Source organism: Burkholderia sp. Ax-1719 (assembly GCF_011753055.1).
Taxonomy (GTDB): Bacteria; Pseudomonadota; Gammaproteobacteria; order Burkholderiales; family Burkholderiaceae; genus Paraburkholderia.
The window spans coordinates 13145-33545 of sequence record NZ_VWWJ01000045.1 but is presented as its reverse complement, the minus strand read 5'-3'; the positions used below and the strand labels follow the sequence as shown (position 1 = coordinate 33545).

Below are 20401 nucleotides of genomic sequence, written 5' to 3'. Positions count from 1 at the left end.
AAAGGAATCAATGGCTCAGCGTCGGCGGCCGCATCTGGAAACGGCAACCCAGCGCGGCGACGCTTGCGATCAACGCGCCGCTCGTGAGGAACGCGAAGGCGGCGGTCCAGCCCGCGTGGCCGACCAGCGCGCCCACCACGACCGGCGAAATCGCACCCGCCAGTTGCCCGGCAAAGTTGATCAGCCCCGTGGTGCGTCCAGCCACGCTGGCCGGAAAGTGCTTGAGCGGAATGGCAAAAACACCGGCATAGACCACGTCGAAGGCGAGCATGCACAGCGTCCAGCAGACGATCAGCGCGGGCAGCGAGGCGACGAACGGCATGGCGGCGGCAAACGCCGCGCTCGCCAGCGCCCCGCCCGCAAGCAGATGCTTTAGGCGCGCGGCAGGCAGACGGTCGATGACAAAGCCGGCGAGATTGGTGCCGACAAAACTCGCCAGCAAGGGAATCGCCGAAATCAGGCCGATATGAAGCAAGTCGATGCCGCGCGTGCGCATGAGCCAGACCGGCAGCCACGCCTGCAGGCCGAGCGCGAGCACGCAGCAGCCAAACCACGTCAGCGCGACACGCCAGACGAGCGGTTCGCGTGCGATGTCGCGCCAGCGTGGACGAGCTTGCGCGGCGTGGCCCGAGGCATCGGCAGGGTCGATGTGCCTGCGCGACGGCACCACAAAGAGCGCGAACGCCACCATCGCGCCCAGCGCACCGAGCATCACGAAGGTCTGTCGCCAGCCAAAGCGCGCGATGGTCCAGCCGACGCTGGCGGCGCCCACCGCGCTGCCGAGAAACACGGTGCTGCACAGCAGCGCCTGCACGCGGGCGCGCACGCGCGCGGGAAAAGTCTGCACGATGGCCGTCGAGCTGGCGGGCGCAAAACTGCCCTCGCCGATGCCGAACAGCAGGCGGAACGCGAGCAATGAGCCCAGCGACCACGCCGCGCCGGTGAGCGCCGTAAATAACGACCAGAGCGCGAGGCAGCCCACCAGCACGCGGCGCGCGCCGAAGCGGTCGGCGAGCGCGCCGCCGCCCAGTTGCATCAGCGCGTAGGTGGCATAGAACGCGCCCAGCACGTAGCCCTTAGCGGCGTCGCTCAAGGCCAGTTCGCGCGAAATCGGAATGATGGCCGTGCCGATCACGATGCGATCGGTGTAGGCGACCGCCCAGGCCGCGAAGAGCGCGACGAGCACGATTGCCCGACGCGTACGGCTCGCACCCAGCGACGCGTCGGCGGCTTGTGAAGCAGGTCGGGCTGCTGCGGGCACGGCGGTCGTCACGGGCGTCTCCTTTGGCGGTTTCGTTGTGCTGACAACATGTGCCGACAACGATAGCCGCGCAAAACGCCCGCAACCAGCGACTTCAGTTGTGGGGGATCAACCGCCGGTTAATACCGTGCCACCCAGGCCGCCGCGCGCGCGCTCGGCGGCCACCGCGAGAATGCAATCGACGAAATACTCGGCGGGCCGGGTGATCTGCGCCTCGGGCGGCGCAAACAGATAGAGCTGCAAGGCCGGCGGGCGCACCGGCAGATCCAGTTCAACAAACGCGCGGCCCAGTTCGGCGGTCTGCAAGGTATGACGCGTCCAGGCGAACACCGCGTCGTTGTTCAGCGCGAGGCCGTAGAGCAAACCGTAGGACGTGCAGCGCGTGATGCGCTGCGGCGGCGCGAGGCCCGCGCGCTCGAACATTCCGCGAATATTGGCCGGATAGCCATCGGTGACGTCGGTGTGGATCCACTCGGCGTCCTGCACCTGGGCGAGCGATGTGGCCTGGGCGAACGCGCCGTTGGCGCGCGTCACGAACACCGAATCGAAGGCGAAGAGCGGCCGGACCGTGCCAGAATCGTCGCCGGGGCTGGTCGGAAAGGCCGCAAAAGCGAGGTCGAGCGTGCGGTTGCTCAGATTTTCGCGCAACTGGTTGAAGCCCAGTTCGCGGAATTCGACCGTGACCTGCGGCCAGTGGCGGCGGAAATCGGTGAAGGCTTCAGCCAGACCCGCCGTGCCCGCAATCGGCGTCACGCCGATCACCAGCTTGCCGGTTCGGTGCCCCTTGAGGTGGGCGAGGTCTTCCTCGGCGCGTTCGAGTTCGCGCACGACGGTGCGGGCGCGCTGCAGCAGCGCCGCGCCTTCGGCCGTGGGCACTACACCCCAGGGATTACGCTCAAGCAGGCGCACGCCGCACTCGTCTTCCAGATCGCGCACGGCCTTGGTGATGGCCGGCTGGGTCACGTGCAGACGCCGCGCCGCGCCATTAATGCTGCCGGTAGCGGCGATTTCGACCAGCGCGCGCAGTTGGTGGATCTTCATCGGTCACCTTTCATGATGCGGAGGATATTACCAACAGTTATCGACATACGCATTTTTGCTTTTTTATTTTGACCGATCGTCCTTAGTCTGTGACTCCAGAGGCCGTCACCCGTACGGCCAGACAAGAGAACCCAGACATGACGCAAGCCAACGCCGCCCCCCTCACCTCCGACGCCGAACGCGCCGCGCTCGTCGAAACCCTGCGCGAGCGCCGCGCACCGTTCGTGCAGATTCGCCACGACATTCACGCGCACCCCGAACTCGGCTTTGCCGAAACGCGCACCTCCACACTCGTGGCCGAAAAGCTCGCCGAGTGGGGCTACGAGGTGACGACGGGCATCGGCGGCACGGGCGTGGTGGGACGCATCAAGCGCGGGACGGGCGAGCGCGCCATCGGCCTGCGCGCCGATATGGACGCCCTGCCGATCCAGGAAAACACCGGCCTGCCCTACGCCAGCACCGTCGCGCAGACCATGCACGCGTGCGGCCACGACGGCCATACGGCCACGCTGCTGGCGGCCGCCCAATATCTGGCGACTGACGCGCAATTCGACGGCACGCTCAACGTGATCTTCCAGCCCGCCGAGGAAGGCCTGGGCGGCGCATCGCGCATGATCGCCGACGGTCTGTTCGAGCGGTTCCCGTGCGATCAGGTGTTCGCGCTGCACAACGCGCCGGGCCTGCCGGTGGGCCATTTCGCGGTGCGTCACGGCTGCATGCTGGCGTCCTCCGATACCGTCACGATCACCGTGACCGGACGCGGCGCGCACGGCGCGATGCCGCAAATGGGCTGCGATCCGATCGTTGCATCCGCAAGCATCGTGATGGCGCTGCAAAGCATCGTGGCGCGCAACGTCGAGCCCACGCGCGCCGCCGTGGTGACGGTGGGTGCAATCCACGCGGGCAAGGCCGGCAACGTGATTCCGGAAAGCGCCACGCTGCAGCTTTCCGTGCGCGCACTCGACAGCGAGACGCGCAATCTGCTGGAAACGCGCATCCGCAGTATCGCGGAACTGCAGGCGCAGTCCTATGGTGCAACGGCCGCGGTCGAATACAAGGCGATTTCACGTCCGCTCGTCAACGAGCAGAACGCCACCGATCTCGCCATCGAAGTCATGCAATCGCTGGTCGGCAAAAGCGGGCTGACGATGATGCCCGAGGCCGTGATGGGCAGCGAAGACTTCTCCTGGATGACCGAGAAACTGCCCGGCTGCTACGTACTCCTCGGCAATGGCGTGGGCAGCGTCGGCGGCTGCTCCGTGCACAACCCCGGCTACGACTTCAACGACGATGCGATCCCCTATGGCGCGGCGTGGTTCGTCGCGCTCGTCGAGCGCTATCTGCGCCAGGGCTGAACCAGCGGAACAAGCGGACTGAGATCCGCATCCCGCCCGCGCGTGGCGTCCTGACGAGACAGGGACGTCATGCGCCCGCACGCAACGATAAAAGGCCAGGCGCGCCTACTTCTCGCCCTCGCGCGCCGCCCTCCCCGCAGTTTCTGACCAACCTTAAGAGTCTATAAATGTCAGCAAGCAGCATCACGCCACAGAACCCGAGCGACGGCGCACGGCCCCTCGCAGACGCACGCGCGTTACGGCAAACCCGCATCGCGCGCGCCGCGCGTCTGGTTGCGTGCGCAACTTTCATGAGCGGCGCCTCGCTGGGCGCGCACGCCCAGACTTCGAATCTCTTTCTCGAAGACTATTTTCAGGGCGTGCCGTATGCCACGACCGGCGCGTACTCGCCGGGCGTGCGCCTCTATGGTGCGGTGGACCAGTCGATTGGTTTCACCAAGGGCGCGCAGACAGCGTTCGTGCAGCAAAGCGGCGGGGAATGGACCTCGAAGATCGGCCTGTATGGCGTCGAGGATCTGGGCGGCGGCTATCGCGTGCGCTTCGATCTGGAAAACGGCTTCAATGCCGCCAACGGCCAGCTGGGCACGGCCAATACGCTGTTCAATCGTGAGGCGTGGGTGAGCATCGGGTCGCAGAAGACCGGCGAGCTGAAGCTCGGCTTGCAGGACGATGTGGGCGTGCCGCTTTTCATCGACGTGTTCGGTCAGGTGGGCACGGTTTCCACCGTCGCCTATATGACGGCGTGGGTCTACGATCTGGGGCCGGGCGCGAGCTTCGAGGCGAGCCGTCTGTCGAATGCGATCAGCTATTCGTCGCCGTGGTTCGGGCCGCTCAATGCGCAAGTGGCGCTGTCGTTGCACGACAGCAGTTCCAGCGCACCGACGATCGTCACGCGCGCCGTGGCGCTGAATTACTTTGACGGCCATCTGTTCGGCACGCTGAGCTATCTGGGCAACTACGGCCTGAATGCGCTCACCACCTCGCAGTACGTGCGCACTGACAACTTCGCGGCCGGCCTGCTGTACGACGCCGGGCACTACGTGCTCTCGGCAGGCTACAGCTTTCTCGCGCCGCGTCTGGAAGGCGACCGCGTGGCCTCGCTCTATACGCTGGGCGCGCTGTATCGCTATCAGCAGCGCAACGACTTCCGCGTGGAAGTGGCGTATCGCGACGTGGCGGGCGTGAGCAGCCATTCGTACGGCCTGACGCTCGGCTATGACTACAACCTGTCGAAGCGCACCGCCCTCTATGTGCGCGGCGCGGTAATCCACAACACCGGCGCGACGCCCACCTATGGACGCTACCCGTCGCAGCAGCCGACTGTCGACAATATCAGCAACAGCTATACCGGCAGCACGGGAACGGAAATGTATCAGTCGCCGCACCTGGTGCTCGTCGGCATGTATCACAAGTTCTGAACACCGTTCGCATCGACACAGGAGACAGGGGATGAACATGCAGATGAAATCGCGCGGGGCGCTGCGCTTCGTGGCCGCCGCCATGTGCGTCGCCGCCGGGCTGTCCGCTCACGGCGCTTACGCGCAGGGCGGCAGCGAGGCCAGCGCGGTATCGGCCACGGCTTCGGCTTCGGCTTCGCAACACGCCACGCCTGCAGTCGCGGCGTCGTCGGGCGCGGATCGGGCGCTGGCCGCAAGCGTGCGTCACGCGCTCAAGGCGGCGCGCAAGCAAGGGCTGAAGTCGAGTTTTATCCGCGTGCGGGCGCGTGACGGCGCCGTCACGCTCTCGGGCGTGGTCGCCAGCGAAAGCCAGATCGAACTGGCCACCTCCGTCGCGCAAGGCGTGAGCGGCGTGCGTTCGGTCACGACCAAACTGGTGATTCGCGACGACGAAGGCATCAAGGGCAGCCAGTAGTCGTCGCAGGCACCCCGCGAAGCGGCGCTTCAGGCAGGCGCGCCGCTTCGCCAACGCCTGAACAACAGGCAAAAAGCAGGCACAAGCAATCGAGGCATCCGCATGAACGTCGTACACGAACGCGCAGCAACTCATGGCGCAGCAACACCCGCACGCACGAGCCGCACGATGGTGCTGGCCGCCGCACTCGGCAACGGTCTGGAGTTTTTTGACTTCACCGTCTACAGCTTCTTTTCCGCGCTGATCGGCCAGTTATTTTTCCCGTCGCATGACGCGCTGTCATCGCTGATGATGTCGCTGGCGACGTTCGGCGTGGGCTTCGTGGTGCGTCCGCTGGGCGGCGTGACGATCGGCGCATATGCGGATCGTGCGGGCCGCAAACCCGCGCTGATCCTCACCGTGCTGCTGATGGCGCTGGGCACCGGGTTGATCGGCCTTGCGCCCACTTACGCGCAGATCGGCCTTGCCGCGCCTGCGCTGATCGTGCTGGGCCGTTTGCTGCAAGGATTTTCGGCGGGCGGCGAAGTGGGCGCGGCCACCACGCTGCTGATGGAAGCCGGACGCGAAGGCCGACGCGGGCTGCTGGTGAGCTGGCAGATGGCGAGTCAGGGCGGAGCGGCGCTGGCAGGCGCGTTGATCGCGTTGCTGCTGTCGAAGTCGCTTTCGCACGAGCACTTGATTACGTGGGGCTGGCGTGTGCCGTTCCTGATCGGTCTTGCGATTGGTCCGCTGGGCTTTTTCCTGCGTGCGCGACTGGACGATACGTTGCCTGCGCAAGCCCATGGGCACCATGCACACGCGGAAGCCAAAACGCCCGCTGTGCGCCGCAAGCTGCCGCTGCGTGTGATCGTGGCTGGCACGATGCTGGTGATCGGCGGCACGGGCACGATGTACACCATCGTCTTCTTCCTGCCCGCGTTCCTCGCGCTCACACTGCATATGCCCGCGGCCACGGCATCGGTGAGCGGTTGCGCGGCGGGTCTGGTGTTGCTGATCGGTTCACCATTCGCAGGCAAGCTGGCGGATCGGCTGCCGCGTCGCAAGCCGCTGCTCGCCGTTGCTTCGGTTGTCTCGCTGGCCCTGCTGTTTCCGGCGTTCGCTGCGATCGCAGCAAGGCCGACGGTGGACACGGTGTTGATCGTCGCCATCGTGCTGATTGGATTGATGACGCTTACGAGCCCAGCCGGCTTTCTGATGATTCTGGAAGCGCTGCGCCCCGAAGTGCGCGCGACGTCGCTGGGCATCATCTACGCCGTGGGCGTGACGCTGTTTGGCGGGTTTGCGCAACTGGCCGTGGGAGCGTTGTGGCGCGCGACGGGTAGCTTCTACGCGCCCGCGTGGTACGTGCTGGGATGTGGAATCGTCAGCCTGGTGGGATTGGCGCTATTTCGGGAGAAAGCGAGCGGATAGAATCGGTTCTTTCCAGGGGACTCGCTTAACACTACTGCACTTGCATTGCTCGTCAGCGTTTTCCAGAAAGGCCTTGTTGCCACGGATCGGCTGCCGGGTGACGCAGCTGCGCCAAACTCATGGGCCACTAGACGCGTCGATGATCAACTCAGCGTAATGCAAGGAGAATCGGCGCGCGCTCGCGAAAATGCGCGCTTGCGCAACATCAAGCCACACAGCACTTTTGAACGTTGTTTACCTTTGCCTGGTTGAGGGCGCGCGCCTAGCGCGATAGAAGCGCTGGATGAGCCGAAATCCGGCTCATCCAGCGCGCGGCCTTCCTGATTTTTGCTGTCCTGACGTACCGGGCCGCGTCTCTGTTGGTAACAACTAGTGAGGCCAGGCCCATCCATGACGGTACATCACGGTCATCCACAGCATCCGGCGGCACCGACCACCCCGCCCACTCCTACCACTCCTCCGCCACCACAATGGCAACCCTTGAACTGGAGTTTCCCGTTTCCTCCCGCGAACGGCGATTCAGCCGATCCTCAAACGTGGCTGCGTGCCTTGGCGCAATCAGACGACGGCTTCTATCCGCTTGGCTCGAACGGGATGTATCACGGCGGAATTCACTTCAACGTGGGCACGGGTGGCAAGCTGAAACAGGGCGAAGGCGTCAGGGCCATTGCCGATGGCGAGGTAGTAGCGTACCGGCTCGATTCGACTTATCCCGAACTCGCCTACACACCGTTTCCGCCGCGCTACGCGCTGTATTCGACAGGCTTCGCGCTGCTGCGCCATCGTCTTGTCCTGCCGCCCGAACCCAAACCGACAGGCACACCTGAAACGCCCGCTCCAGCGACGTCCGCTACGCCTGCTCCCAGCGCATCCAGCACCGATGGTGCGCAGACTTACGAGCCACCCGCTGATGACGTGCTGGAGTTCTACAGTCTGTACATGCACCAGCTCGACTGGAAGGGCTATCAGGAGGCACAGGCCAGCGGCGATGCAGCCGCAATGTCGATTCATCCGCTGCCGTTCTGGCAGGGCGACCGTTTTTTCCGCGTGGGCGCGAAAGCAAAAGACCAGCAGGCCCAGCCCCGGTCACTGAACGCACCGCTCAATCTCCGCACGTCATCAACTGCGCTGAATACGGCTGCGCCGGGCGGTAGCGCGATGCTTGGCGGTGTGGCAACAGGACCGACGCCGGACAGTATTGACGCACTCACGACGTATCCGGACCAGGTGCGCTATACCGTGCCGCCAGGCGGTGCAGCAAGCGCCCCGCAGTGTGCCCCTGGTATCGGCATCCGCGATCGTGCGTCCGGCAATGTCATTGGCCTCCTGCCGCGTGGCGGTGAACTGAAGATCGTCGGCAACGCGGCCAGGGGCTGGGCGCAGATCGCTGTCGTGACGAAGGGTGCGCCGGTCGCCTCCGTGGCAGGCGGCACACCTGATCCGCGCGCCGCGACGGGCTGGGTGCATCTGGACGAACTCGACGCGGTAATCGAACCGCAACCGCTGGATACGGTGGTCGTGCTCGACAAGCCGTTCCCTGTCAAGGCGGGCGACGTGGTGGGCTACCTGGGCGAGTACCAGAACTCCACCGAAGCGAGCCGGCTACCGCCTCAACGCATCCGCCCCCTGCTACACGTCGAAGTCTTTACCGGGGCGCAGATTGCGGATTTCATCAAGCGCAGCCAGGAGCGGGCGAAGAAACTGCCGGAAAGCGGAAAAACACTACTGCTGATCCAGCAGGGCGCAAAGCTTGTCAAGCCAGCCGATCCGAAGGCCAACACTGGGCTTGCGGGGCTGACGCTGGCGCTTGCGACAGGTAAGCAGGGAGACCCCGGCAAGGGACTCTGGGCAAAGGTTCAGCCAACGCGGCCTGCTGCACAGCCAGCCGCGCATGCCCACGGTCACGCTCACGGTCATTCGCAAAGCCATCCAGCCAGTGGTACGCCAGTAGGCAGTCCGCTGTGGGTGGAGCGCACGAAGTATGCGGGCAAGGTTGCTGGCGCGTCCCTTCCAACCTGGACGGATTTCCCGTTGCAGCTTGCCAGTGCCGGCGGCTCGACGGTCGAATTCCCGCAGGTATTCTCGCGCACGCAGCTTGACCAGGGACGCGAAATTGACAGGGCAACGGACGAACAGGACACCCTATGGTGGTCCGTCGAGGCGGGCGACAGCGACGGCAGGACGTTCTCTGGATGGATATGCGAAAAGGGCCATCCCGGCACGCAATGGCAAAGCCCGTGGGCGTGGCCGGGGTTCGAAACGGTGGACACCACGGACGTGCCGTTGCTCGACATGTACCGGCGCAACCTGTTCGAAACAACGCGGCTGACTGAGGGCGACGACGAGAAGGAATTCAGCGTCATCGCCGCGAACGTAAACGCTGGCGCGCTTATCGGCAAGCTGGAGAAGGCAGCGAAGCGCCAGGGCGACGGCAGCGCAACCGTGAAGCCCGCTGATCTACGCCGCACATTGACGGTTCCGTGGCTCGCCGGAAGCATCTCGCACCTGATGTTCCGCTATGAGAGCGAATGGGGCGGCAATATGGGCAAGTGGGAAAAATTCCTGCCGCTCATGGGCGAAGTCGGCAAGCCCACCTGGACGACCGAAATGGAGCGCATCAAGAAACTGCAATGGTGGGACAAGGTCCAGACGGTCAATGGCTTTCCGGCCAGCGCGGTTGTGTGGCATATCCATCCGGTTGGGTTGGTGGGGAATTTTGCTAACTGTGCGGCGCACCCAGTCATTACTATTCAGGGACAACGAATCGAAATCCAGTTCTTGCATAAATCCAATGGGCAATCCCTTACTGAAAAGGACTACACGGATGCAGCGACAGAACTAGGTTGTGAAGCACGGGCGATCAAGGCCGTTGCAAAAACCGAAACCGGCTCATCGGGTCCGTACTTTAAACCCGGTCAAGATCTAGCGTCCGGGGATGACCCGGTACCTGCAATTCTCTTTGAGCGACACTTATTTCATCACGCCACCCACGGAATATATGATCAAAGTCATTCCCGCATTTCCAATGCCGTGCAAGGTGGTTACGGGACAAAATCGATTCAATACGAGAAGCTACTGGAGGCTTATGCACTCGACCCAGACGCGGCGCTGCGTTCCGCGTCTTGGGGGCGATTTCAAATACTGGGAAAAAATTTCAGGGCGGCAGGATTTCAGAGTGTAAAAGACTACGTCGAATCAGTAAGCGAATCAGAGGCCAATCAGCTTCGGGCCTTTGTGTCATTTATCAAGGCAGACCCCGTTCTAAAGGCGGCAATATGCAACAAAAACTGGCACGGGTTTGCAGTTCGATACAATGGCCCTGCTCAACAAGGTTACGACACAATCATCGCGAATAATTACAGGGATTTGGGATAAAAATGCATTCACAAAAAAAATTATCAAAGATTGTAATTTTATTTTTTTTCGCAATATGTGATGCAACTCAAGCCACGCCCTCATTATGCTCCTCTGCAGAGACGGTGATTTTTTCGTGCTCCACTTCAAAATCAAAGTCAGTCGCTTTATGCATGAACAACCACCCTCAAACTATAACTTACAGATTTGGATCCCCCGGAAAAATAGAAATGTCTTATGTAGCAACAGCGAGCAATGGGAATGATTTTTTATACAATCACTACTTTCGACCGAGCGTTGAATATACGCGAGTCTCATTCATCAAGTCAGATTATAAATATTCAATATTTCGAAACTACGATGCAACTGAGTCTCCAGTGCCTAGATACGGTGTAGCCGTATCTCGAAATGAGGGGGACGAGGTACAGATCAAATGCCAATCCAAAGTTGTAGACAATATGTCCAAGCTCTTAGATCGACTTAAGTGCGACGACAGCAGCGCGCTAGGCTGCTCTTAGGTTGTTGCTGTACGCTCGGCTGGTTGGCGGCCCATTGCCCGGCGGTTTCGTCGTTCATCCAGCCGAGTGTAAGTCCATCGTGAGCCGCGCGTGCGGCCCTCTCGTTGGTGAGCGTGGCGACGACGACGCTGGCGGCTTGCTGTTCGCGCCCGCGTGGTACGTGCTGGGATGTGGAATTGTCAGCCTGGTGGGGCTGGCGCTGTTTCAGGAGAAAGCGAGCAGATAGAATCGGCTCTTTCCAGGGGAACTGTTTTATGACTACTGCATTGCTCGTCATCGATTTCCAGAACGGACTAGTCGCCACCGATCCGCTGCCGGGCGACGCGGCCGCTATCTCCGCCAACGTCTTTCAGTTGACGGAGCGCGCCCGCGCCGCCCGCGTGCCGGTGGTCTTCATCCAGCACGAGGACGAAGAACTCGCGCCCGGCAGCGAAGCCTGGAAAATCGCCGATGCCGCGCAAGCGCAGGCCAGCGACTATTTTGTGAGCAAGCGCACGCCCGATTCGTTCCTGAACACGGCGCTGGGCGCGCTGCTTGAAGAGCACGCGATCAAACATGTGGTGATCTGCGGCTACGCCACGGAATTCTGCGTCGATACGACCACGCGCCGCGCCGCCGCCAACGGTTTCACGGTGACGCTCGTCGCCGATGCGCACACCACGCACGACAAATCGCACGCCACGGCAGCGACGATTCGCGAGCACCACAACCAGACGCTGTCGAGCATGCGCAGCTTTGGGCCGCGCATTAGCGCCGTACGAACGGCGGATATCACGTTCTAAGGCTTTTCACGGCACGCACGGCGCATCTAGCGCCCGTCGTGCCGCGCATCCTCGCCGGCCTCCAACGCTTCCTGCTCCATCGCGCGAATCCGCTTCTTGACCTCGCGCGAATGGAACACCGGCAAACGCCAGCCGAAATACAGGGAAGCCAGACGCAGCGCCACGCAGCCAAGCGTCGCAACCCACGGCGTCCAGAACGTCGACCAGTCCATATACGTCAGCCCGACCTGCAACGCCGCACCCAGCAGCGCCGCCGACGCGTAAATCTCGCGCTCCAGGATCGCCGGCACACGCGACAACATGATGTCGCGCAGCACGCCGCCGCCCACCGCGCTCACCATGCCGAGCACGATGGCCGTTTCCGCGCTATCGGTCCAGATCCACGTCTTTTGCGCGCCCGCCACCGCGAACAGGCCAAGGCCGATCGCGTCGAAGAACAACACCGGATGACGCAGCCGCCGCACCTGCGGATAGGCGACGATGGTCAGCAGCGCGGCCAGCACCGTCACCGCCATATAGGCCCAGTTCGACAGCCCCGCAGGCGGAATCGCGCCGATACAGACATCGCGCACGATACCGCCGCCGCACGCCACCATGAAGGTCACGACGAGGATGCCGAACAGATCCAGCCGCCGCTGCCGCGCCGCAACAGCGCCCGAGATCGCAAAGGCAAAGGTGCCGATGAGATCGAGCGCCGTGTACGCGGTGTGGGCGTTCATATGCGCGCTAACGTGCGCGCCCAATGCCATGCTCACGCCGCCTCGCTCATCGGTTGATCCGCTGCTGCGGCGTCGTGGCCCAGCCATGCGCCCGCTGCGCAGAGCATCGCTTCCAGGCCGGTGCGCAGCGTCGGGTCGATCACCGGCGCGAAACGCGGCGAGTGATTGCTCGGAATCTGGTTGATCTTCTTTTCTGCGCGGGCTTTTTCGAACACCTCGCGGTCAGTGCCGCCGATGAACCAGAACGCGTAAGGCACGCCCCACTCGCGGCCGAACACGCTGAAGTCTTCGCTGGCCGCCGCCGGTTCCGTCTCGTACGCGCGCTCGCCGAACTGCGCTTCGAAGGCCGTGCGCAGACGCTCCGTGGTGGCGTCGTCGTTGACGGTCAGCGGGTAGCTGGAGAGCGTGGTGAACTCCGGCTCGCGCGGCGCGTTGGACGCCGTGCATTCGGCGCAGCAGATGCGGCGGATCGCGCCCAGCATGTACTCGCGCACGTCTTCATCGTAGGTGCGCACGTTGAGCTTGAGCGTAGCGTCGTCGGGGATGATGTTTTCCTTGGTGCCAGCCTGCAGGCTGCCGATCGTCAGCACGGCGCTGTCGCGCGGCGAGATTTCGCGCGACACGATGGTCTGCAAACGCAGCGTAGTGGACGCCGCCATGATCACCGGATCGATCGAAGTCTGCGGCTGCGACCCGTGCGATCCGCGCCCGAACAGTTTGACCTTGAGGCTGTCGCCCGCCGAAAGAATCGTGCCGCTGCGATACCCCACCGTGCCCGCCGCGCCCACCATCACGTGCTGGCCCAAGATCACGTCGGGTTTCGGGAAGCGCGTGATCATGCCGTCGTCGACCATGCTGCGCGCCCCGCGCCCCACTTCCTCGCCGGGCTGGAATACCGCCATGAGCGTGCCGTTCCAGGCGCCGCGATGCTCGGCCATCAGGCGTGCGACGCCCAGCAGCCAGGTCACATGCATGTCGTGCCCGCAGCTATGCGCCACGCCCACCTGCACGCCGTCCTCGTCTTTTGTCACCACCTTGCTGGCGTACGGCAGGCCGGTGTCTTCGGCCATCGGCAGCGCATCCATATCGGCGCGCAGCATCACGACCGGGCCCGCGCCGTTGCGCAGGATTGCAACCACGCCCGTCACGCCGACTTCGCGCGTGACCTCGTAGCCGAGTTTTTCCACGTAATCGGCGACGATCTTCGCGGTACGGAATTCCTGCATCGAGAGTTCCGGATGCTCGTGCAGGTCCTTGTAGATCGTCTCCAGTTCAGGCAACAGCGCGCCGATGGCGGGCGCGAGCGTATCGATCAATCTGGTCATGGTGACTCCTGGGATTGTGGGGCTTGCCGATCGAGGGCGCACGGGCTAGGCCGCGCCGTTGAGCAAGCTGTCCGAAAGCTTTTCGAGCAGACGGTCGAGCGTCTTGCGTTCGTTCGCCGTCAAGGCAGCGGCCAGTTCGCCTTCCAGATCCGCGCCGACTTTCGCCGATGCCTGCGCCACGTCGACGCCCTCGGGCGTGCCGCTCAGCGCGATGCTGCGGCGGTCCTGCGCGTGGGTATCGCGCACGATCAGGCCGCGCGCTTCAAGTTCGGCGAGCGTTTTCGACAGCAGCGTTTTCTCGATCAACGCGCGCTGCGAAACGGTCTTGGGCGTGATGCCCGTTTCGGCGCAGACGAGCCGCAGCACGCGCAGCGCTCGCACGTCCAGGCCCCACCGCTCGCGGTAGATCGCATTGGCGCGCTCGCTCAGCAGCGCGCTCGCGAGATCGAGCCTGAAGGTGAGAAAGCCGGGATGCAAGCCGGAAGACAAGAGCGCGCTCCAAAGATGAAAGCCGGATGAAGGTTGAAACCTGGCCGACGACGCATCGGAGTATAGACAAATAGTTGAAAATTTCAACTATTATTGGGACGGTGACGCCATGAAACACCATGCCTCGCAGGTATAATGAGATGCGTCTGAGCGCCCTTTTGTAACGAATCAATATCCCAGAGGTTGGAACATGGAGTTGCGCCATCTTCGCTACTTCGTGGCCGTCGCCGAAGAGCGCAGCTTCACGCGCGCGGCGCAACGGCTGCATATCGCGCAGCCGCCGCTGAGCCGACAGATCCAGCAGCTCGAGGAAATCCTCGGCGTGCAGCTATTTGAGCGCAATTCGCGCCCGCTCAAGCTCACCGATACCGGACGCTTCTTCTATCAGCACGCCTCACAGCTGCTCGCACAAACCGCGGAACTCGAATCGATGACGCGCCGGGTCGGCAAGATCGAGCGCAATCTGTCGGTGGGTTTCGTCGGCTCGACGCTATACGGGATGCTGCCGAAAATCATCCGGCGCTATCGGCAGCAGCATGCCGAGGTCGAATTGAGCCTGAACGAAATGTCGACGATGGACCAGATCAAGGCGCTCAAGGAAGGCCGTATCGACGTGGGATTTGGGCGCATCCGGCTGGACGATCCGAGCATCCGCCGCGTGGTGCTGCGCGAGGAGCGCATGATCGTGGCGCTACCGCAGGGCCATGCGCTGGGCGACGCGAAAGCCGAACTGTCGCTGCACGACCTGCTCAACGAAACGCTGATTATTTTCCCGAAGTCGCCGCGCCCCAGTTACGCGGATCAGGTGCTGGCGGCCTTTCACGATCGCGCGCTCAAGCCGGGCCGCGTGCTGGAGACGCGCGAATTGCAGGTGGCGCTGGGCCTCGTGGCGGCGGGAGAAGGGATTTCGATCGTGCCGAAGAGCGTCTACGGCCTCAAGCGCGACGACGTCCTCTACAAGGATCTCGACGACGCCAATCTGGTGTCGCCAATCATCATGAGCATGCGCATGCTCGACGAATCCGAGGATCTGCAGCGCATGCTGCAACTGATTTACGACCTCTACGACGAGCAAGGCATGGCGTACCTCGCGCCGACCGATCGCGAGGCTCACGCCAAAAAAGGCTGATTTTCAGGGGCTCTTTGGCTCACGGGTCAACCCGTATCGCCGCCTGCCACCGCCAATACCGAGCCGGTGATATAGCTCGCTTCGTCCGACGCGAGGAACAGGATCGGCGCGACCTGCTCGTCGATGCTGCCATAGCGCTTGAAAAAGGTCGATTCGGTTACCTGATGAACGGCTTCGTTCATCCACGCTTTTTCCTGTTCGCTATCGCCTGCGGCATTGCGCGGCACGCGGCGCGGCGGCGCGCTGGTGCCGCCCGGCGCCGTCGCCACTACGCGGATATTGTGTTCCGCGTACTCCATCGCCAGCGCCTGCGTAATCGCATTCACACCACCCTTCGCCGCCGAATACGGCACGCGGCGAATCCCGCGCGTGGCATTCGACGAGATATTGACGATAGTGCCGCCGCCGCGCGCCAGCAGATGCGGCAGCACCGCGTGACAGGTGTAAAGCGTGGGCATGAGCGAGCGGCGGATTTCCGCGTCGATCTGCTCGGGCTCGAACTCCGCAAACGGACGCATGCGGATCGCGCCGCCCACGCCGTTGATCAGAATGTCGATGCCGCCGAACTTCTCCACGGCGAATGCCATGGTTGCGCGCGCACCTTCGTAGGTTTCGAGGTCCGCGACGAAACCTGCAGTGTGATCGCCGCCTGCTTCAGCCGCGACTTCGGCCACGAAATCGGCACGGTCGACGAACAGCACCTTGCCGCCTTCCGCCGCCGCCCGCAGCGCCACGCCGCGCCCGATGCCCTGCGCTGCGCCGGTGACGACCAGCACTTTGCCCGCAAAACGTTGTGCGCTCATGCTGCCGCCTTCGGTGCGACGTTGGGCGTGAATTTTTCGTAGTGGAAGCTGTTGGGCTTCACGCCGTTATCGTCGAAATGCTTGCGCACCGCATCGACCATCGGCGGCGGTCCACACAGATACACGTCGACATCGCCATCGTTGAGGGCATCGGCGGGAATATGCTGCGTGACCCAGCCTTTGCGCGGATGATTCGACGCTTCGTCCGCCACCACGGTGCTGAAGCTGAAATTGGCCAGCTTCGCCGTATAGGCTTCAATAGCTTCGACCTGCACGAGATCGAGATCGCGCGTCACGCCATAGATCAGATGCACCTTCTGCTGCGAATTCGCGCGCGCCAGCACTTCCAGCATCGAGAGAAACGGCGCGAGCCCCGTGCCGCCCGCGAGAAACAGCAACGGGCGCTGCACGTCACGCAAATAAAAGCTGCCAAGCGGCCCGATCAGTTCGAGCTTGTCGCCCGTCTTTGCAGCTTCGAGCCAGCTGCTCATCACGCCGCCGGGAATCTTCTTGATGAGAAAGCTGAGCTTCGAATCGCCAGGCGCCGATGAAAACGAATACGAGCGATGCTGAGCGCTGCCGGGCACGTCGATATTCACGTACTGGCCCGGCAGAAACACGGGGGCGTTTTCTTCGACGTCCAATTCCAGCACGACCGCCGCGTCGTTATGCAATTCGATCTTTGCGACTTTCGCGGCGCATTTGCTTTGCCCCGTCTTGCATACCGCCGACGAGGCCGGCACCGCAATGACGCAATCGCTTTGCGGCACCATCTGGCACGTGAGCACGAGACCGCCGTCTTTTTCATCGTCGCTCAGGGCGTCTTCGATATAGTCGTCGCCAAGGTCATAGTTGCCGCTTTCGGCCTTGCATTTGCAGGTGCCGCACACGCCGTCGGAACAATCCATCGGCAGATTGATGCGGGCGCGAAATGCCGCGTCGAGGACTTTCTCGCCGGCCTTGCATTCGATGAAGCGCGTAACGCCATCCTCGAAATTCAGCGCAATATTGAAACTGGACATAGGGACCTCCTCCAACTACCTGATATTGATGCGTTCGACGTCGCGCGTTAATTACACGTGGTAAACGTCGAGAACCTGCCGGATATAGTCGTTTTTCAGCACGATCTTTTTATAGGCGATCAACCACTGACCTTCGACGAGACGCAACGTAACGAACATCGTGCCGTAGAAAAAATCCGTCGTACGGTAGCGATGGTTGAGCGTCTGGAAGTTGTAGCGCAGATCCACTTCGTTATCGCGCGTGGCCAGCACTTCCACGTTATTGACGTTGTGGCTCGTGCGCGGCTCCGGCGTGGATGCGCCGCTGCGTTCGGTCTTGATACGGAACACGCGGTCTTCCAGGCCGCCGCGATCCGGGTAGTACATCAGCGAGATCTGGCTTTCGTGGTCGTCGGTGAGCTGGTCGTCGTCGTCCCACGCCGGCATCCAGTAGGTGACGTCCTCGGTGTAGCAGGTGAGCCATTCGTCCCACTGACGGTCGTCGAGCAGGCGCGCCTCACGATAGAGCACCGCACACAGGGTTTGATAATCGAAGCTCATGCTACGGACTCCTCGCGTTCTTTCTCCAGCGCGTCTTGCATCGTGTGCACCCAGTATTCGTGCTGGCACACGAAAAGACCTTCGTCTTCACTACGCTCGCCCGAGATAAGCGGTTTAAGGCCCATCTTCTTCGCGTTCTCGTCGGGGCCTTCGACCCACAGCGGCGCGCCGCGCGACAGATCGTTCCACATTGCCGTGATGCCGGCATAGCCGTTCTGGCAGGCGCGAAACTCTTCCAGATCGTCAGCAGTGCCCATGCCGGAGACGTTGAAGAAGTCTTCGTACTGGCGGATGCGCGTGGCGCGATCCGTTGCGCTCTCACCCTTCGGTGCGAAGCAGAAAATCGATACTTCGGTTTTGTCGACGCTGATCGGACGCACCACGCGAATCTGCGTACTGAATTGATCCATCAGAAACACATTCGGATAAAGGCACAGATTGCGCGTCTGGTTGACGATGAAATCGGCAGCGACTTCGCCCACGCGCGCCTTGATTTCGTCGCGCTGGTGATAAACCGGACGCACTTCCGGATTCATCGTCTGGGTCCACAGCAGAATATGGCCGTGCTCGAAGCCATAGACGCCCGCCACCGACTTACTCCAGCTATTCGCATCGACAGCCTTGGTGCCCTCTTCCTTGCGGCGGCCCATGGTGGCGGCGTAATTCCAGTGCACGGTGCTGACGTGATAACCGTCGCAACCGTTTTCCATCTGCATTTTCCAGTTGCCCTCGTACACATACGAGGAATTGCCGCGCAGCACTTCCAGACCGCCGGGCGCCTGATCGACGATCTGGTCGATGATGACGCGCGCTTCGCCCAGATATTCTTCTAGTGGCATCGCATCCGCATTGAGGCTGCCGAAAAGGAAACCGCGATAGTTCTGGAAACGCGCAACTTTCTTCAGATCGTGCGAGCCATGCGTGTTGAATTGCACGGGATATTCCGTGGTTTTCTCGTCCTTCACCTTGAGCAGCTTGCCGGTGTTCGAGAAGGTCCAGCCGTGGAACGGGCAGGTAAAGCTGCCTTTGTTGCCGTGCTTGCGACGGCACAACATCGCGCCCTTGTGCGCGCAGGCATTGATCACCGCGTTCAACTCACCGGTCTTGTCGCGCGTAATGACGATGGGCTGGCGACCGATCCACGTCGTGTAGTAATCGTTGTTATTCGGAATCTGGCTTTCATGCGCCAGATACACCCAGTTGCTCTCGAAGATATGTTTCATCTCCAGATCGAACAATTCGGGGTTAGTGAAGATATCGCGACGGCAGCGGAAAATCCCGGCTTGCCTGTCGTCCTGCACGGCGGTGGCCAGCAGATGGTCGAGTTCGTTGGCTTTGTCGATGATGGCGGACATGTTTCCTCTCCCTATGCTTACACCGATCCCTGCACGGGACGCATGCATCGGTGGCGAACGGGTTCTCGCGGGGGAATCTGGGGATGGCGGCAGCGCGAACTATGCTGGCGGCTGCCGCCGTGTGAGGCGTTCAGGCGGTGGCAGTAGCCTCGGCCGCTGCGCGCGGACGCTGGACGATCTGGTTGTCCTTGCCTTGCAGCAGCGGCGTCAACGTGACGTCGAATTCGATGTGCTTGTAGGTATCGGCCTTGAGGCCAAGCGCTGCGCCGCCGGTTTTCTCGACAACGTGCGGAATCAGTTCTTCGCGCGTGGCGTAAGCGAAGTCATCCCAGATCAGCGGATCGCCTTCGATATTGAACTGGGTGGTGAGCTTGCGATGATCGCCGCTCGTGACGAAGAAGTGCACATGTGCGGGACGGTTGCCGTGACGGCCCAGACCGTTGAGCAATTGCTGCGTGGCGCCGTGCGGCGGGCAGCCGTAGCCCACCGGCATAAGCGTGCGGAATTCGTACACGCCGTCTGCGCCCGTCTTCACCGCGCCGCGCAGGTTGAAGTCGGTTTGCTTGCCGGTCGGGTCAAAGTGCGAATAGAAACCGTTGGAATTGGCGTGCCAGCATTCGACCACGGCGTTCGCAATAGGCTTGCCGTCCGTGCCCTTGACCGTGCCGCGAATCACCAGCGGGCCGGCGTTGGCGTCTTCGTCGAAGTCGATCTTCGCCACGCCATCGCGCACCGGTGCGCCGGCCACATAGAGCGGGCCTTCGATCGTGCGCGGCGTGCCGCCGTCCAGACCGACTGCCTTGTCTTCCGCATCCATGCGGATATCGAGGTATTTTTCCAGACCCAGGCCCGCCGCAAGCAGCGCCGCTTCCCCATCCTGGCCCAGCTTGTTCAGGTAGTTCACACCCGCCCAGACTTCATCGGGCGTGATGTCGAGATCGTCAATGGCCTTGAACAGATCGCCCAGCAGGCGGTGCACGATCTGCTGGAAACGCGCGCTGCCGTTGCTGCCTTCGAGATTCGCTGCGGCCTTGAGCAAGTCCTGAACTTCTGCGGTTTCGAATACTTTGACGCTCATGATTAGTGTCTCCACACTTGTATTTTGGGGAAAATCGCCTGAATGGTTTTTTAGCTTCAGGCGTCGTCGTCGCGAACCGACGACGGGTGGCGACACAGCGGCGTCACCGAAATCTTCATGTACGGAAACAGCGGCAGCGCGGTGAGAATATCGTGCAGTTCCGCGTTGCTTTCGACATCGAAAATACTGTAATTCGCGTATTCGCCGACCAGTCGCCAGATATGGCGCCACTTGCCGCTGCGCTGCAGTTCCTGCGAATAGGCCTTCTCGCGCGTCTTGATCTCGTTGGCGATCTCGGCGGGCATATCGGCCGGGATATTCACATCCATGCGTACGTGGAAAAGCATT

At 62.3% G+C, this 20401-nt stretch carries 18 protein-coding genes; 7 read left to right on the top strand and 11 right to left on the bottom strand.

Features of this window, described 5'->3' with window-relative positions:
- Positions 1 to 7 precede the first annotated feature (7 nt).
- Both F3J17_RS34685 and F3J17_RS34680 read right to left on the bottom strand, forming a co-directional pair.
- Positions 8 to 1273, bottom strand: coding sequence for an MFS transporter (locus F3J17_RS34685; RefSeq protein WP_167070145.1), 1266 nt, complete (start codon positions 1271 to 1273; stop codon positions 8 to 10).
- Positions 1274 to 1369: 96 nt separating this feature from the next.
- Positions 1370 to 2302, bottom strand: a complete 933-nt coding sequence (locus F3J17_RS34680; RefSeq protein ID WP_167070143.1) for a LysR family transcriptional regulator — start codon at positions 2300 to 2302, stop codon at positions 1370 to 1372.
- Positions 2303 to 2439: 137 nt separating this feature from the next.
- Between F3J17_RS34680 and F3J17_RS34675 the strand changes: the two genes are divergently transcribed.
- The 6 genes from F3J17_RS34675 to F3J17_RS34650 all read left to right on the top strand — a co-directional run bounded on the left by F3J17_RS34675 (position 2440) and on the right by F3J17_RS34650 (position 11593).
- Complete coding sequence (locus F3J17_RS34675; RefSeq protein WP_167070141.1) at positions 2440 to 3657, top strand: M20 aminoacylase family protein; 1218 nt, start codon at positions 2440 to 2442, stop codon at positions 3655 to 3657.
- Positions 3658 to 3824: 167 nt separating this feature from the next.
- Entirely contained in the window at positions 3825 to 5075 is a 1251-nt protein-coding gene (locus tag F3J17_RS34670) for a porin (protein WP_167070139.1), read from the top strand.
- A gap of 31 nt (positions 5076 to 5106) precedes the next feature.
- Positions 5107 to 5529: a BON domain-containing protein gene (locus tag F3J17_RS34665; protein ID WP_240161261.1), complete on the top strand. Its 423-nt coding sequence runs from the start codon at positions 5107 to 5109 to the stop codon at positions 5527 to 5529.
- A 102-nt stretch (positions 5530 to 5631) separates the two neighbouring features.
- The gene (locus F3J17_RS34660; RefSeq protein WP_167070137.1) at positions 5632 to 6939 is read left to right on the top strand and encodes an MFS transporter; all 1308 of its coding nucleotides are present in this window, start codon (positions 5632 to 5634) and stop codon (positions 6937 to 6939) included.
- Positions 6940 to 7419: 480 nt separating this feature from the next.
- A complete protein-coding gene (locus tag F3J17_RS34655; RefSeq protein ID WP_205195094.1) occupies positions 7420 to 10314 on the top strand; it encodes an N-acetylmuramidase family protein in 2895 nt (964 codons plus the stop codon).
- Between the two features lie 751 nt (positions 10315 to 11065).
- Positions 11066 to 11593, top strand: a complete 528-nt coding sequence (locus F3J17_RS34650; protein ID WP_167070135.1) for a cysteine hydrolase family protein — start codon at positions 11066 to 11068, stop codon at positions 11591 to 11593.
- 26 nt (positions 11594 to 11619) lie between these two features.
- Here the strand turns inward: F3J17_RS34650 and F3J17_RS34645 are convergent, their stop codons facing one another.
- From F3J17_RS34645 to F3J17_RS34635, 3 genes are read right to left on the bottom strand one after another with little or no spacing between them, the layout of a single operon-like run.
- Positions 11620 to 12312, bottom strand: a complete 693-nt coding sequence (locus F3J17_RS34645; protein ID WP_167070133.1) for a trimeric intracellular cation channel family protein — start codon at positions 12310 to 12312, stop codon at positions 11620 to 11622.
- A gap of 32 nt (positions 12313 to 12344) precedes the next feature.
- On the bottom strand, positions 12345 to 13637 hold the full coding sequence (locus F3J17_RS34640) for a M20 family metallopeptidase (RefSeq protein ID WP_167070131.1): 1293 nt from the start codon (positions 13635 to 13637) through the stop codon (positions 12345 to 12347).
- A 45-nt stretch (positions 13638 to 13682) separates the two neighbouring features.
- Complete coding sequence (locus F3J17_RS34635; protein ID WP_240161260.1) at positions 13683 to 14126, bottom strand: MarR family transcriptional regulator; 444 nt, start codon at positions 14124 to 14126, stop codon at positions 13683 to 13685.
- A gap of 190 nt (positions 14127 to 14316) precedes the next feature.
- Between F3J17_RS34635 and F3J17_RS34630 the strand changes: the two genes are divergently transcribed.
- The gene (locus F3J17_RS34630; protein WP_167070129.1) at positions 14317 to 15255 is read left to right on the top strand and encodes a LysR family transcriptional regulator; all 939 of its coding nucleotides are present in this window, start codon (positions 14317 to 14319) and stop codon (positions 15253 to 15255) included.
- 26 nt (positions 15256 to 15281) lie between these two features.
- Here the strand turns inward: F3J17_RS34630 and benD are convergent, their stop codons facing one another.
- From benD to catC, 6 genes are all read right to left on the bottom strand, one after another.
- The gene (gene benD / locus F3J17_RS34625) at positions 15282 to 16058 is read right to left on the bottom strand and encodes a benzoate diol dehydrogenase BenD (RefSeq protein ID WP_167070127.1); all 777 of its coding nucleotides are present in this window, start codon (positions 16056 to 16058) and stop codon (positions 15282 to 15284) included.
- Entirely contained in the window at positions 16055 to 17080 is a 1026-nt protein-coding gene (gene benC, locus F3J17_RS34620) for a benzoate 1,2-dioxygenase electron transfer component BenC (protein ID WP_167070125.1), read from the bottom strand. Before benC ends, benD begins: the two co-directional genes overlap by 4 nt.
- 51 nt (positions 17081 to 17131) lie before the next feature.
- Positions 17132 to 17620, bottom strand: coding sequence for a benzoate 1,2-dioxygenase small subunit (gene benB / locus F3J17_RS34615; RefSeq protein WP_167070123.1), 489 nt, complete (start codon positions 17618 to 17620; stop codon positions 17132 to 17134).
- Positions 17617 to 18975, bottom strand: a complete 1359-nt coding sequence (locus F3J17_RS34610) for a Rieske 2Fe-2S domain-containing protein (protein ID WP_167070121.1) — start codon at positions 18973 to 18975, stop codon at positions 17617 to 17619. The genes benB and F3J17_RS34610 overlap by 4 nt, the downstream gene beginning before the upstream one ends.
- Positions 18976 to 19105: 130 nt before the next feature.
- The gene (gene catA, locus F3J17_RS34605; protein WP_167070119.1) at positions 19106 to 20053 is read right to left on the bottom strand and encodes a catechol 1,2-dioxygenase; all 948 of its coding nucleotides are present in this window, start codon (positions 20051 to 20053) and stop codon (positions 19106 to 19108) included.
- A 56-nt stretch (positions 20054 to 20109) separates the two neighbouring features.
- Complete coding sequence (catC, locus tag F3J17_RS34600; RefSeq protein ID WP_167070117.1) at positions 20110 to 20400, bottom strand: muconolactone Delta-isomerase; 291 nt, start codon at positions 20398 to 20400, stop codon at positions 20110 to 20112.
- Position 20401 lies beyond the last annotated feature (1 nt).

What these genes read in the sequence shown, in the direction of transcription:
- F3J17_RS34680 (WP_167070143.1), bottom strand. Translation starts at nt 2,302, where the DNA reads ATGAAGATCCACCAACTGCGCGCGCTGGTCGAAATCGCCGCTACCGGC.
- F3J17_RS34675 (WP_167070141.1), top strand. Translation starts at nt 2,440, where the DNA reads ATGACGCAAGCCAACGCCGCCCCCCTCACCTCCGACGCCGAACGCGCC.
- F3J17_RS34670 (WP_167070139.1), top strand. Translation starts at nt 3,825, where the DNA reads ATGTCAGCAAGCAGCATCACGCCACAGAACCCGAGCGACGGCGCACGG.
- F3J17_RS34665 (WP_240161261.1), top strand. Translation starts at nt 5,107, where the DNA reads ATGAACATGCAGATGAAATCGCGCGGGGCGCTGCGCTTCGTGGCCGCC.
- F3J17_RS34660 (WP_167070137.1), top strand. Translation starts at nt 5,632, where the DNA reads ATGAACGTCGTACACGAACGCGCAGCAACTCATGGCGCAGCAACACCC.
- F3J17_RS34650 (WP_167070135.1), top strand. Translation starts at nt 11,066, where the DNA reads ATGACTACTGCATTGCTCGTCATCGATTTCCAGAACGGACTAGTCGCC.
- F3J17_RS34645 (WP_167070133.1), bottom strand. Translation starts at nt 12,312, where the DNA reads ATGAACGCCCACACCGCGTACACGGCGCTCGATCTCATCGGCACCTTT.
- F3J17_RS34640 (WP_167070131.1), bottom strand. Translation starts at nt 13,637, where the DNA reads ATGACCAGATTGATCGATACGCTCGCGCCCGCCATCGGCGCGCTGTTG.
- F3J17_RS34630 (WP_167070129.1), top strand. Translation starts at nt 14,317, where the DNA reads ATGGAGTTGCGCCATCTTCGCTACTTCGTGGCCGTCGCCGAAGAGCGC.
- benD (WP_167070127.1), bottom strand. Translation starts at nt 16,058, where the DNA reads ATGAGCGCACAACGTTTTGCGGGCAAAGTGCTGGTCGTCACCGGCGCA.
- benC (WP_167070125.1), bottom strand. Translation starts at nt 17,080, where the DNA reads ATGTCCAGTTTCAATATTGCGCTGAATTTCGAGGATGGCGTTACGCGC.
- benB (WP_167070123.1), bottom strand. Translation starts at nt 17,620, where the DNA reads ATGAGCTTCGATTATCAAACCCTGTGTGCGGTGCTCTATCGTGAGGCG.
- F3J17_RS34610 (WP_167070121.1), bottom strand. Translation starts at nt 18,975, where the DNA reads ATGTCCGCCATCATCGACAAAGCCAACGAACTCGACCATCTGCTGGCC.
- catA (WP_167070119.1), bottom strand. Translation starts at nt 20,053, where the DNA reads ATGAGCGTCAAAGTATTCGAAACCGCAGAAGTTCAGGACTTGCTCAAG.
- catC (WP_167070117.1), bottom strand. Translation starts at nt 20,400, where the DNA reads ATGCTTTTCCACGTACGCATGGATGTGAATATCCCGGCCGATATGCCC.